Raw genomic sequence first — 12,473 nt, 5'->3', positions numbered from 1 at the left:
GCTCAGCGTGCTGGCCGGGCTGATCAACATGTCCTTCGCCGCCCCCGGCCGCGACAACGACCTCCCTTTCGGCGCCGTGAGCTTCGCGACCGCGGTGGTGGTCGGCGCCTCGCTGCGCCTGAGCCGGGTGGCCCGTACCCGGCTCGTCGAGCAGAAGGTGCTCACCGCCGAGGAACGAGCCCGCCGCACCCTGCTGGAGGAGCGCGGCCGGATCGCCCGCGAGCTGCACGACGTGGTGGCCCACCACATGTCGGTGATCTCCATCCAGGCGCAGGTCGCTCCGCATCTGGTCGAGAATCCGTCGGACGCGCTGAAGGAGAACCTCGCGGGCATACGGGAGAACGCGGTGGAGGCGCTGACCGAACTGCGGCGTGTGCTGGGCGTACTGCGCTCGGAGGACGCCCCGGCGCAGGGCGCGCAGCATGCCCCGCAGCCCACTCTGGACCGGCTGGACGAGCTGCTCGGCAAGGTCCGCACGGCCGGGGTCGCCGTCGCCGCCGAGACCACGGGAGAGCCGCGCCCGTTGGCACCGGGCGTCGAACTGTCGGCGTTCCGCATCGTGCAGGAGGCGCTGAGCAACGCGATGCGGCATGCGCCGGGGGCGGCGGTGCGGGTGACGGTCGGCTACCACGCCGGCGGGCTGGCGCTGCGCATCGCCAACTCCGCGCCGGACGGTCCCGCACCGCCCTCCCCCGGCTCCGGGCACGGGCTGCTGGGGATGCGCGAACGCGCCGCCATGCTCGGCGGTGAGCTGGCCACCGGCCGTACCCCGGACGGCGGCTACGAAGTGACCGCGCTCCTGCCCGACAACGCCCTGGAACCACCCGCCGCTCCCGCCGGCCCTACTGCCCCGGCTTCGTCTGACACCCCTGGTGAGGACATCCGATGACGACCATCCGTGTGCTGATCGCCGACGACCAGGTGATGGTCCGCCAGGGCTTCACGGTGCTGCTCAACGCCGAGCCCGGCATCGAGGTCGTCGGCCAGGCCGTGGACGGTCTGGACGCCGTCGCCAAGGTCGGCGAACTCGCCCCGGACGTCGTCCTGATGGACGTCCGGATGCCCCGGCTCGGCGGTATCGAGGCGACGCGCCGCATCACCGAACCGGCCGGCGCGACCGTCAAGGTCCTCGTCCTGACCACCTTCGACCTCGATGAGTATGTGTACGAGGCGCTGCGCGCGGGTGCCTCGGGGTTCTTGCTGAAGGACGCCTCGGCCGCCGAGCTCGCGCAGGCGGTGCGGGTGGTGGCGGCCGGTGACGCGCTGCTCGCCCCGAACATCACCAAGCGGCTGATCGCCGAGTTCTCCCGGGTCACCAGCGCCCCTCGTGCCCCGCTCAAGGACCGCGTCGGGGATCTGACGGAGCGTGAGACCGAGGTGCTGTCCCTGATCGCACAGGGACTTTCGAACGGGGAGATAGCCGAGCGGCTGGTGGTGGCGGAGCAGACGGTCAAGAGCCATGTGGGCCGGATCCTGGTCAAGCTCGGTCTGCGCGACCGTACGCAGGCGACCGTCTTCGCCTATGAGACGGGACTGGTGCGCCCGTCCGGGTACTGAGGGCGCCGCGGATGCCCGGTACGCGTCCGCGCCCGGGCATCCGCAGCACGCTTCCCGCGTCCTGCCGGGAAGGCCTCGTCAGGCCCCGGAACTCATCGCCCGGCGACCGCCGCGGCGAGCGCGAGGATCCGGCGGGCGTCCTCGACATGCAGGTTCTCGATCAGGCGCCCGTCGACGGTGGCGACTCCGCGCCCCTCACGGGTCGCCTCGTCGAACGCCTCGATGATCTTTTGTGCACGGTCGATCTGCGCGTCGGACGGCGCGAACACCCGGTTGCAGGGTTCGACCTGCGCGGGGTGGATGAGGGTCTTGCCGTCGAATCCGAACTGCCGTCCCTGCACGCATTCGGCCTCGAAGCCCTCGGGGTCCTTCACGTCGTTGTAGACGCCGTCGAGGATCACCTTGCCGCTCTCGCGGGCGCCCAGCAGCGCCAGCGACAGGCCGGTCAGCAGCGGGGCCCGGCCGGGGACGTGTTCGGCGTGGAGCTCCTTGGCCAGGTCGTTGGTGCCCATCACCAGCACGGTGAGCCGCTCGCTGGCGGCGGCCACCGCACGGGCGTCCAGCATGGCGCGGGGGGTCTCGACCATCGCCCAGATGGCCGTGCGGTCGGGGGCGCCGGCCGCTTCGAGCGCGCGCTCGACGTCGCGCACGGTCTGTGCGGACTCCACCTTGGGCACCACGACCGCGTCCGGCCCCGCCTCGGCGGCGGCCCGCAGGTCGTCGGCGTGCCAGGCGGTGCCCGGCGCGTTGACGCGGATCGTCACCTCGCGGTAGCCGTACTCGCCCGAGGCCGCGGCGGCCGCGACCCGCTTGCGGGCGTCGGCCTTGGCGTCGGGGGCGACGGCGTCCTCCAGGTCGAGGATGAGGGCGTCGGCGGGGATGGCCTTGGCCTTCTCCAGGGCCCGTTCGTTGGCGCCGGGCATGTAGAGCACGGAGCGGCGCGGCCGCAGGGTCGCGTCGGACATCGGTCTTACTCCTTGTTCTGCTGGTCCTAGGTCCTAGCTCTGCTGGGATTCCGCGGCCGCGTAGGCGTCGCGCAGTTCGGGGTCACGGGCGGCGAGGGCGTCCGCGAGCTGGGCGACCACCTGGCACTGCTTGTACGAGGCGTCGTCCTGCATCTTGCCGTCGATCATCACCGCGCCGGTGCCGTCGCCCATCGCCTCGATGACCCGGCGGGCCCAGGCGACGTCGGCGGGCTCGGGCGAGAAGACCCTCTTGGCGATGGCGATCTGGACCGGGTGCAGGCTCCATGCGCCGACGCAGCCGAGGAGGAAGGCGTTGCGGAACTGGTCCTCGCAGGCGGTGGTGTCCTTGATGTCCCCGAACGGCCCGTAGTACGGCAGGATGCCGTGCGCCGCGCAGGCGTCGACCATGCGCGCGAGGGTGTAGTGCCACAGGTCCTGCTGGTAGGTGGCCCGCGGCGCGGTGCCGTCCGGGCCGTGCGGGTCCTCCCGGACCAGGTATCCGGGGTGTCCGCCGCCGATGCGGGTGGTCTTCATCCGGCGGCTGGCGGCCAGGTCGGCGGGGCCGAGCGAGATGCCCTGCATCCGGGGGCTGGCTCCGGCGATCTCCTCGACGTTGGCGACGCCGGTGGCGGTCTCCAGGATGGCGTGCACCAGGATCGGCCGCTGGATCTGGGCCTTGGCCTCCAGCTGGGCGAGCAGCCGGTCGACGTAGTGGATGTCCTCGGCGCCCTCCACCTTCGGCACCATGATCACGTCAAGCTTGTCGCCGATCTCGGTGACCAGCGTCAGCAGGTCGTCCAGCGCCCACGGCGAGTCCAGGCTGTTGATCCGGGTCCACAGCTGGGTGTCGCCGAACTCCGTGGCCTTGGCGATCTTCACCAGGCCCGACCGCGCCGCCTCCTTGCGGTCGGCTGCGACGGCGTCCTCCAGATTGCCGAGCAGTACGTCCACGGTGGGGGCGATGGCCGGCACCTTCGCCGCCATCTTCTCGTTGCCCGGGTCGAAGAAATGGATCATCCGGGACGGCCGGAACGGTACGTCACGCACCGGTGTCGGCGCGCCGACGGCCAGCGGGCGGAAGAAGTCCTTCGGAGAGCGCATGCAGTCTCCCTGGTCGGATCGAGGGGTGCGGGCCGCCGCCGGGTGTCCGGCGGCGCATCCGGCCTCACTTTAGGCCCGCGCGACGGTGACGCTACTGATCAGTACGTGTGCTGTTGGTCACCGATCCGGATCCGGGTGTGAGCAGTTGCGGTACTTGCGGTACAGAAGGCGCAGCCGAGATCGATCTCGCTGAAGTCGGCGAACAAATAATCGGTTGCCTGTTGGCGATGGTGGTGTATGCAATGTCCGGCATGGTCACCCGGTGCGCCCGCCACGGCGAGATTCAGACGAACGCGGACCACCGGGCCTTACCGCTCTGCGATCTGGGCAGACCGCAACCGCATCGTCACTCGGGAGACGCCAACGCATGACTACGCCACCACCGTCACCTGTTGCGGAGCGGACTGACGGATCGTCCGTCCAGATCGGCGCTCTCGTGCCGCTGACCCGGCCTGGTTGGGTCGAGGCGGGCCAACACCTGCTCGCTGGGCTTGAGTTGGCCGTGAGCGACGTCAATGAGGCCGGCGGGATCGCCGGAAGGCCCCTTGAGCTGGTGGTCCGGGACACCGCTGCTGATCCGCAGCGGGCCACGGCGGCCGTCGAGGAACTGGCCCGCCTGGGCGTGGCCGCCTTGGCGGGCGAGTACCACAGCGTCGTCGCTCGCGCCGCTGCCACCAGGGCCGATGCCCTCGGCCTGCCGTACCTCTGCTCGTCAGCGGTTCTCGACGCGCTCACCGAACAGCCGACGGAATGGGTCGCGCGCCTCTCCCCGCCGCAGTCCCACGGCTGGCAGACCTACGCGGACTTCCTCCTCGGCGCGGGCCACCGTCGCATCGCCGTGGCAGCCCAGCCGAGTGTCTACTGGGCCGCCGGAGCCCGCATTCTGCGGGACCACCTCGCTCCACGCGGCGGCACCGTCATCGAACTCGACATGAGCGCACTCACCCCCGCGGCCGTGTGCGACGCACTCGTCGAGCATGGCGCGACAGCCGTCCTTCTTCTGGTCGGCCTCCCGGAGCCGGCGGTCTCGATCGTCACGTCCGTCCGCCGCGACCAGCGCCTCGCCGAGATCCTGATCGGTGCTCCGGCCGGGCAACCGGAGTTCGCCGAATGGGCGACGTTGCTGGGCGACGACGGCACCGCGGTCCCGTTCTTGCGCTACCTGCCCGAGCGCCTGACCCCACTCGGCGCACGAGTCGAGACGACCCTTTGCGAGCGGCTGGCCGAAGCGCCCTCCTTCGTCGCCTTCGAGGGCTACGACACGGTCACCGTCCTCGCCGAAGTGCTGCGTTCGCACGGCGCGGACCGGGCGCGCATCGCCGCATCCTGGCCGCGCGTCGCAGTCGAAGGCACCCGCGGTCAGATCCGGTTCGCCCGCACGCCGGGCATCAGCGTGTGGCAATGGGCTTCGCCGCCGGTCCAAGTCGTTGATCGAGACCCGGCGGAACCCGATCGCTTCCGGATCCGCCACACCGGCTGAGAGAGCACGGAGGTCCGACTGCACCGCCTCCCCCGCCCTCCCCGGGCATCCTCATCCGCAAGCCCCCCCCGGCGCCCCTCCACAAGCCGAAGGAGAACCCGAAAATGCCGCACATCCTCGTCGATTACGACGAAGCCCTGCAGAAGTCCTTCGATCGCCCTCGCTTCGCCCGCGAACTGCACTCCCTGGCCGCCAAGACGGTCGACGGCATCACCGTCGAAAGCTGCAAGACGCGTTTCCGCCGCGTCGACGAGGCCGTCATCGCGCACGGCGAGCCCGGACAGGCCCTGATCCACGTGGAGTTCGCGATCCTGCCGGGCCGCACGGCGGAGGCCAAGGTGGCGCTGGGCCAGGCGGTCCTGGATCTGGTGCGCAGCCACACGGCGTCGGTACCCGGCGTGGCGGTCCATGCCTCCGTGGACGTACGCGACCTCGGCGCGGCCTACGCCAAGCATGTGGCGCCGGCGAGCGAGCGGTGAAGATCTTCGTGTCCTCCGACATGGAGGGCACCGCAGGGGTGGTCGACTGGGAGCAGTGCAGGGCCTCCGGCCCCCGCTACGAGTACTTCTGCGAGCTGCTGCAGGAGGAGGTCAACGCCGCGATCGAGGGCGCCCTGTCCGCCGGGGCCACCGCGTTCCTGGTCAACGACTCGCACGGGGCGATGGCCAACCTCCGGCCGGACGGGCTCGCCGGCCGCGCCCGGTACCTGTCCGGCCGGCACAAACCGCTCTACATGATGCAGGGCCTCGACGCCTCGTTCGACGGTGTCTTCTTCGTCTCTTACCACGGGTCGATGGCCGGCACCCCGTCAGCCCTGTCCCACACCTACAACCCGCGGGCGATCGCGGGTGTGTGGCTGAACGGGACGCCTGCCGGGGAGAGCGCGGTCAATGCGCTGGTCGCGCTCGCGCACCGGGTTCCGGTGGTGCTGATCACGGGGGACCGGACGACCGCGGAGGAGGCCGAGCCGTTCTGCCCCGGTATCCGTGCCGCGGTGGTCAAGACCTCGGTGTCGCGCTTCGCCGCGGACAGTCTGCATCCCCAGGAGGCACGTGAGGTGATCCGGGAGGCGGCCCGGGAAGCGGTCCTGCGGCTGCCGGATGCCGCCCCGCCCGCCATCGAGCTGCCGGCCACGCTCACCGTCCGCTTCCGCAACGCGGACATCGCCGAGATGGCGACCTGGATCAACCGGGTGGAGCGGACCGACGAGGTGACGGTCCGGGTGACCGACGACGACCCGCTGCGGCTGTACCGGACCTTCGTCACGATCGTGCTGCTCACCCGGGGAATCGCGGAGTGACGCCGCCCCGGCCCCGGTTGAGCAGGACGAACGCGGCGCAGACCAGCACCGCCAGCAGCGCGCCCGTCCCGAGCAGCGCCGGTATGCCGATCGCGGTGGAGGAGAGTGCGGTGAGGGCGTACGGCGTGAACATGCCGGTGTAGGCCAGGGTCCAGAACAGGGCGGTCAGCCGGGCCAGGCGCGCCCGCGGGGCGAGGGCGGCGACTTCCGTGAGGCCGAAGCTCAGGGTCAGTCCGTAGCCCGCGCCGAGGATCGCGGCCGCGCCGAGCGCGAGCCACGGCTGCGCGGTGGCCGCGGCGGGTGCGGCGCAGCCGAGTCCGGCCGCGATCACCAGGAGTCCGGTGATCCCGTTGGCCAGCCGGTGCCGGGTGGCGAGGTGACGGGCCAGCGGCTGTACGGCCAGTCCGGCACCCGGGACGACGGCGGTGGCGACTCCGGCGTAGACGGTCTGCCATCCCGTCAGGCCGCCGTCGACCATGCCGGGCAGGGTGACGAAGCCGACCGTCGGTGCCGCGAACACCCAAGGGGCGACCGGCAGTACGGCCCGCCAGAACCGGGCCCGTGAGAACGGCTCCGCTGCCGGTGCGGTGGCGGCGGTGCCAGGCTCCTCGGCCGGCCGGGGCCGCCCAGGCCGGGACTCCGGCGCGCCGAACGCGGCCGCGCCCGCTCCGATGGCCAGTACGAGGTGCGGCAGATACGCGGTGAGCATCGGGTACGGCGCCCACTGGGCGATCAGTGCGGCGACCAGCCCTCCCGAGGCGAAGCCCGCCGAGACGAACATCCCCGCCCGCTTGGCGGCGGTGCCCGGCGACGCCGTCGGGTCGTACGGCGGGGAGGACAGCTCCTTGACCCATGCGCTGCCGGCGGCCAGCAGCGCGCCCGCCCCTAGGCCAGTCAGAAAGCGGCCCGGCAGCAGGCACCAGGTGGCGGCCGCGCCTGCCATGAGCAGGCCGGTCGACAGCAGACTGACGCCCAGGGCGAGGAGCGCCACCGGGCGGCGGCCGTATCTGTCGGCCAGCGGGCCGCCGGTCAGCAGCCCGGGGATCAGGCCGACGACGTACACCGCGAACAGTCCGGTGACCGCGGACTCGGACAGGCCCGTCTCGGTGCGGTAGGCGCCCAGCAGGGCGGAGAACTGGTTGGCGCTCCAGCCGGAGGCCGTCATCATCCAGCCGACGCGTCGTCCGTAGCGGCGCCGCGGCGCGGGGGCGGGGTCGCTGGTGTGGTCGGCGGCGTACGGTCCGGGCCGGGCCGGGCGCTTGGCTGTGCTGTTCATGGCGCTCAGTCTTGCCAGCGCCGGTCCCCGGGCGCGGCCGCCGTTCACACATCATGAATGCCCGTGCGGGCTCCGCCCTGCCGCCCTTTAGGCTGGCTGACATGGACCTTCGCTTGCTGTCGTCCTTCCTGGCGGTGGTCGAGGAAGGACATTTCAAACGGGCGGCCGCCCGGCTGTTCCTCTCCCCGCCCGCGGTCACCCAGCATGTGCGGCAGCTGGAGAGCCAGCTCGGCACACGGCTGCTGCACCGCAACCCGGTCTCCCCCACCCGTGCCGGAGCGCGGCTCGCCGGGCACGCCCGTACCCTGCTGGCCGCCGCGAACGCCGCGCTGGACGACATCGCCGACGTCATCCGCGAGCCCCTCCCCGATGCGCCGCGCCCGCTGCGGATCGGCATCATGGGCCATGGCTCGGCGGAGCTGACGCCCGCCGCGATCAATGCGTTCCGAAGGGCCCGGCCGGAAGTCCCCGTCACGCTGCGGCAGTTGGACTTCACCGAACACGTCACCGCGCTGACCGAGGACCGGGTGGACGTCGCCTTCGTGCGGCCGGCGCCGGACGACGAGCGCGTCGCGGCGGATGTGCTCACCACGGAGCAGCGCATCGTCGCGGTGCCGGCGGCGTCCGCCCTCGCGGACGCCCGGCAGGAGGGTGTGCGCGTGGCGGACATCATCGACCTGCCGTTCGTCCGCGTACCGGGCCACACCCCGGCCCCGTTCACCGACTACCTGTACTTCAACCACGAGGCGCAGCGCCGCAGTCCGGACTGCGCGCTGACGCCCCACGAGGTGCTGACCGGCGTGGTCGCCGGCCGCGCGGCCGGCTCGGGGCTGAAGTCCTTCGCCCGCTACTACGCCTGGCCCGGGGCGGCGTTCGTACCGGTACTGGACGCTCCGTGGGAGAGCAGCTACCTCGCCGTACGGGCGGACGACGCGAATCCGGAGGTGACGGTCTTCCGTGCCCTGACCTTGGCACTGGCCCCGGAGCTGAGCCCCCGATGAGCCGCTCCGTCGCGGGCCCGGCTCGGCGAGGTGCCCGGAACGCGAAGGGCCCGAGGCCCCCGCGTAGGCTCCGCTCATGCCCCCGCTCCGCCCCTTCGCCGTCGTCGCCGTCGTTCTGACCCTGGCTCTCGGCACGGCGTGCTCCGCCGCCCGCCCGCACCAGGACACCGGCTCCGTGCGGCCGCCGGACGCGAACGCCGTGTTCGACTATCAGCTCGGCGGCGCCTATCCGCCGCCCGGCAAGGTACGGGCCGTCTCCCGTGACCGCACCGCCAAGCCCGCTCCCGGCCGCTACAACATCTGTTACGTCAACGCCTTCCAGGCCCAGCCCGACGCCGCGGACACCTGGGGCGCCCGCCACCCCCAACGGCTCCTGCGCGACGAGCACGGCGAGCCCGTCATCGACGAGGACTGGGACGAGCCCCTGCTCGACATCTCCACCGCCGCCAAACGGGAAGCGCTGATGGACATCGTCGGCCCCTGGATCGACGGCTGCGCCGAGGCGGGATATGACGCCGTGGAACCCGACAACCTCGACTCCTACGAACGCTCCGGCAACCGGCTCACCGCCCGCCATGCGGCGGCCTTCGCCGAGCTCCTCGCCCGCCGCGCCCACCAGCGGCAGCTCGCCGTCGCCCAGAAGAACACCACCGATCTGCTGCCTCAGCGCCGTCGCATCGGCTTCGACTTCGCCGTCGTCGAAGAGTGCACCCGCTTCAAGGAGTGCGCCGAATTCGCGAAGGCCTACGACAACAGAGTCTTCGTCATCGAATACCGGAAGAAGGACTTCACGGCGGCCTGCCGCGCCTGGGGCAGCAGCCTGTCCATCACCCTGCGGGATCGCGAGGTGCGGCCGGCCGGCGCGGACGGCCATGTCGACGAGCGCTGCTGAGCGGCCGAGGAGCGGGCACGGCTATGCGGTCCCCTGACCGACCGCGGTGCCGTTGATCTTCTCGATCGCCTGCCGGGCCTGCTCCTGCGGGGAGCGTGCGGGCAACGGCGACACGGTCGTGCCGGCGACCGCCGGCTGCGCCCGCTCCGGTGCCACCGCCTTGGGCTGGGGCGCGGGCGGCCGGATGCGCAGCCGCTGACCGGCGGCCTCGTCCAGGGTCACCGGACGCTTCACCCGGGCGGCGAGCCTGGCCGCCTCCTGGCCGAGCGCGGCGACGTCCTCCCACTGCAGACGCACCACCAAGGTCAGCTCGGCCTCTCCGTCCGGCAAGGCCTGGATCGATGGGAAACCGCGGTCAGTCATGGGCCCTCCTCGCGTCGTGGACCGGTGTCCACGGAACTCGAAAACGATGAGACCGGGACACGGACATGAAGGAGTACGCAGAGCCGGCCGCCACCGTTCACCACTGATCGCTTCCGTTCACCGCAGATCGCCGTCGGCCGGGCACCGGCCCATGCCAGGGGCGCATTCGCGTCGGTCGCGTCGATCCCCGTGCGCCCTGCCCGACTGTCACACCCAGCCGTCACCATGGAGCCAGCAGCCCACCACCGGCTTGGAGGCCGACTGATGGACGCACAGCGCCTGCCCCGACTCGACGACGCCGACTACGAACAACTCGTCCTCGACAACGCCCATCCCCCCGCGCGCGACCCGGACATCTGGGCGGCCCTGATCGACCCCGCTCATATCGACCGGACCCGCACCGCCCTCAACACCCTCTTCCAGCGCAACTCATCGGTGCTCCGCAAACGCCGTGAGGAGCGCGAGCAGTTCCGGCTGGCGTGCTTCGCCCGCGGTCAGGCCGGCAAGGAGGAGTGGTTCGCCTCGAAGCGGGAGTACGACGCATGGCGGCACCGCGCGGCGAACTTCAGCCGGACGGTGCAGAACGCCCTGTCGGAGATCAACAAGGTGAAGAAGGACATCAACCGGTCCCTGAACCACCAGGTCGCGCAGAACCACCGGGACCGCCTGCGCGACCTCGCCCTCGCCGTGCACCGACACCAGGCCGCGCATGCCAGGTCCGGCGGCATCGCCGAGCAGGCCGACTACGAACTGTGGCGCGCCCTGGACCGGATCACGGTGCCGATAGGGCCGTCGAGTGAGCCAACCTCGCTGCGGACGATGCTCGACATCTACTGGACCGATGTGACACCGGTGGAGGAGACCGAGGAGCAGCGGGCGCAGGCCGAGCTGACGATGCGTTCGGCGCCGGGCGGGCAGGCCGCACGGTTCAGCGGTGTGCCCCGGGCCCGGCATGTCGACAACGGAAAGCACCTCGCCTGACCTGGTCTTATGGTCCGGGTCGGGCGTTCAGGCGACGGCGTGGAAGAGCGCCGCCGCCTCGCCCCGCGATCCGACGCCCAGTTTGGTCAGGATCTTGGCGACATGGAACTTCACCGTCGACTCGCTGATGTGCAGGTCCTGGGCGATCGCCCGGTTGCGGTGTCCGAGCGCGAGCCGGGCCAGCACCTCCAGCTCCCGTTCGCCGAGCGCGATGAGCGGGTCGGGGGCGGGGTCCTGGGAGACCCGCAGCGGGATCGTCACCGACACCGTGGTCCCCCAGCCGGGCACGGCATCGACGTCCAGCCGTCCGTTCAGTACGTCGAGGCGATCCGTGACCCGGCCGCTCGCCAGGGCGTCAGGAGTGAAGGCGCCGGGCCCGTCGTCCCGTACGGTCGCGCGCAGTTCGTCATCGGTGACCTGCCAGCCGACGTGGACACGGCTCACGGTCTCCTGCTCCAGCACCTTCAGCAGCACGGCCCTGACGACCGCTCGCGCCGTATGTGCCACGTCGGCGGCCACCGTCCGCGTGGAGTCGGGCGCGCCCAGCTCCAGCCGGACGGGGCTGTAGCGCACCAGCGGCCGGAGCGAGTCGGCGAGCCGGGCGAAGGCCGCTGCGGCGGGCTCTTCGGCGATCTCCTGGTCCCGTTCGGCCTCCGCCCGCAGCTCCACCAGAGCCGAGACCGCGAGGTCCGTAGCGGTGGCCCGGGCCGCCGCATCGTCGAGGGTGCGGCTGCGCAGCACACCCAGCAGCCCGGTGAGCGCGGCCGAGTACGCCTCGCCCAGCTCCGCGATCACTCGGGCCCGGGTCCCGGCGGCGGTCCGCGAGCGGGCCAGCGCACCGGGCATGGCCTCGGCCGCCAGCCGGTCGAAGTGGCTGGTCACCACGTCCCACAGCGCCTGTACGAGGGCGGCGGCGGGCGCAGCGACCACCGGCAGCGCGTCCCCCTCGCCGACCGCCCCGCCGCCGTCTCCGGCCCCGTCCCCCGCGCCCTCCCGTACGAGCAGCAGGACGGCGCCCCGGGGTGTCGCATGGCTCGTCACGACGAGCACGGGGTGCTCGGCACCGGCGAGGGGGAGGGTGCCCTGCCACGGGCGGCCAGGGGTACCCGAGGCGAGCAGCGGCGCCAGGTCGGCGGTGGAGAGCCGGCCGGTGATCTCCGGGTCGCCGTACGTCTTGAACGGTGAGTGCGCGCAGTGGGTGGAGAGTTCGGCCGCCGCCCGGTGCGGGACCAGTTCGGCAAGGACAGCGGAGAGCCGCGGCAGGATCTCGCCCAGAGGCTGGCGGATCACCTCGTATGCGGCGGTCAGGGCGGGTACGGATCCGGTTGCGGTCAACTCCATGTGCCTCAGCGTAGTCAGCGGCTCCGTGGCGGGCGCTGGCCTTTCGGCCAGGCGGGACTGTCCTGATGGCCGGCGGCCCGCCCCCTCCCCACCGACAAGGCTTGAAGCCGGCACACGGATCCAGCAGACCCGGCACGCCCCACACCTGCAGTGCATCGGGCGCATCGGGTTCGTCGGTGAGATCCAGCACCTTCAGTGCAGTGCCCACTTCATCTA

The 12,473-nt window shown here is 71.9% G+C and carries 13 protein-coding genes; 8 read left to right on the top strand and 5 right to left on the bottom strand.

The window, feature by feature from the left end; translation table 11 throughout:
- The coding region (locus tag ACWD6P_RS03185) for a sensor histidine kinase (protein WP_451442251.1) at positions 1-889 on the top strand (889 nt) is incomplete at its 5' end.
- Positions 886-1,557 (top strand): response regulator, encoded by a 672-nt coding sequence (locus tag ACWD6P_RS03180; RefSeq protein ID WP_451442250.1) that lies wholly within the window; start codon positions 886-888, stop codon positions 1,555-1,557. The genes ACWD6P_RS03185 and ACWD6P_RS03180, both read left to right, overlap by 4 nt.
- Before the next feature lie 92 nt (positions 1,558-1,649).
- Here the strand turns inward: ACWD6P_RS03180 and ACWD6P_RS03175 are convergent, their stop codons facing one another.
- Positions 1,650-2,522 carry an HpcH/HpaI aldolase/citrate lyase family protein gene (locus tag ACWD6P_RS03175; protein WP_451442249.1) on the bottom strand — a complete coding sequence of 291 codons (873 nt, stop codon included), beginning with the start codon at positions 2,520-2,522 and terminating at the stop codon, positions 1,650-1,652.
- Between the two features lie 33 nt (positions 2,523-2,555).
- Complete coding sequence (locus tag ACWD6P_RS03170; RefSeq protein ID WP_451442248.1) at positions 2,556-3,623, bottom strand: HpcH/HpaI aldolase/citrate lyase family protein; 1,068 nt, start codon at positions 3,621-3,623, stop codon at positions 2,556-2,558.
- Positions 3,624-3,990: 367 nt separating this feature from the next.
- Here ACWD6P_RS03170 and ACWD6P_RS03165 point away from each other — a divergent pair, with 367 nt between their 5' ends.
- The 3 genes from ACWD6P_RS03165 to ACWD6P_RS03155 all read left to right on the top strand — a co-directional run bounded on the left by ACWD6P_RS03165 (position 3,991) and on the right by ACWD6P_RS03155 (position 6,403).
- A complete protein-coding gene (locus ACWD6P_RS03165; protein WP_451442247.1) occupies positions 3,991-5,103 on the top strand; it encodes an ABC transporter substrate-binding protein in 1,113 nt (370 codons plus the stop codon).
- Positions 5,104-5,207: 104 nt separating this feature from the next.
- Positions 5,208-5,582 (top strand): 5-carboxymethyl-2-hydroxymuconate Delta-isomerase, encoded by a 375-nt coding sequence (locus ACWD6P_RS03160; RefSeq protein ID WP_451442246.1) that lies wholly within the window; start codon positions 5,208-5,210, stop codon positions 5,580-5,582.
- Positions 5,579-6,403: a M55 family metallopeptidase gene (locus ACWD6P_RS03155; RefSeq protein WP_451442245.1), complete on the top strand. Its 825-nt coding sequence runs from the start codon at positions 5,579-5,581 to the stop codon at positions 6,401-6,403. The genes ACWD6P_RS03160 and ACWD6P_RS03155 overlap by 4 nt, the downstream gene beginning before the upstream one ends.
- On the opposite strand, the gene ACWD6P_RS03150 is transcribed toward ACWD6P_RS03155, so the two are convergent.
- A complete protein-coding gene (locus ACWD6P_RS03150) occupies positions 6,381-7,679 on the bottom strand; it encodes an MFS transporter (protein WP_451442244.1) in 1,299 nt (432 codons plus the stop codon). The two genes, ACWD6P_RS03155 and ACWD6P_RS03150, sit on opposite strands and share 23 nt — an antisense overlap.
- 101 nt (positions 7,680-7,780) lie before the next feature.
- On the opposite strand from ACWD6P_RS03150, the gene ACWD6P_RS03145 reads away from it, so the two are divergent.
- Both ACWD6P_RS03145 and ACWD6P_RS03140 read left to right on the top strand, forming a co-directional pair.
- On the top strand, positions 7,781-8,680 hold the full coding sequence (locus ACWD6P_RS03145) for a LysR family transcriptional regulator (RefSeq protein WP_451442243.1): 900 nt from the start codon (positions 7,781-7,783) through the stop codon (positions 8,678-8,680).
- A gap of 76 nt (positions 8,681-8,756) precedes the next feature.
- Positions 8,757-9,572 (top strand): endo alpha-1,4 polygalactosaminidase, encoded by an 816-nt coding sequence (locus ACWD6P_RS03140; protein WP_451442242.1) that lies wholly within the window; start codon positions 8,757-8,759, stop codon positions 9,570-9,572.
- A 21-nt stretch (positions 9,573-9,593) separates the two neighbouring features.
- Here ACWD6P_RS03140 and ACWD6P_RS03135 read toward each other — a convergent pair whose 3' ends face one another.
- Positions 9,594-9,935, bottom strand: coding sequence for a hypothetical protein (locus ACWD6P_RS03135; protein WP_451442241.1), 342 nt, complete (start codon positions 9,933-9,935; stop codon positions 9,594-9,596).
- Positions 9,936-10,199: 264 nt separating this feature from the next.
- Between ACWD6P_RS03135 and ACWD6P_RS03130 the strand changes: the two genes are divergently transcribed.
- Positions 10,200-10,916 carry a hypothetical protein gene (locus tag ACWD6P_RS03130; protein ID WP_451442240.1) on the top strand — a complete coding sequence of 239 codons (717 nt, stop codon included), beginning with the start codon at positions 10,200-10,202 and terminating at the stop codon, positions 10,914-10,916.
- Between the two features lie 27 nt (positions 10,917-10,943).
- Here the strand turns inward: ACWD6P_RS03130 and ACWD6P_RS03125 are convergent, their stop codons facing one another.
- Positions 10,944-12,257, bottom strand: a complete 1,314-nt coding sequence (locus ACWD6P_RS03125; RefSeq protein ID WP_451442239.1) for a helix-turn-helix transcriptional regulator — start codon at positions 12,255-12,257, stop codon at positions 10,944-10,946.
- Positions 12,258-12,473: the final 216 nt, after the last annotated feature.

Source organism: Streptomyces sp. NPDC002446 (assembly GCF_053595675.1).
This window is presented reverse-complemented; position numbering and strand designations above follow the sequence as displayed.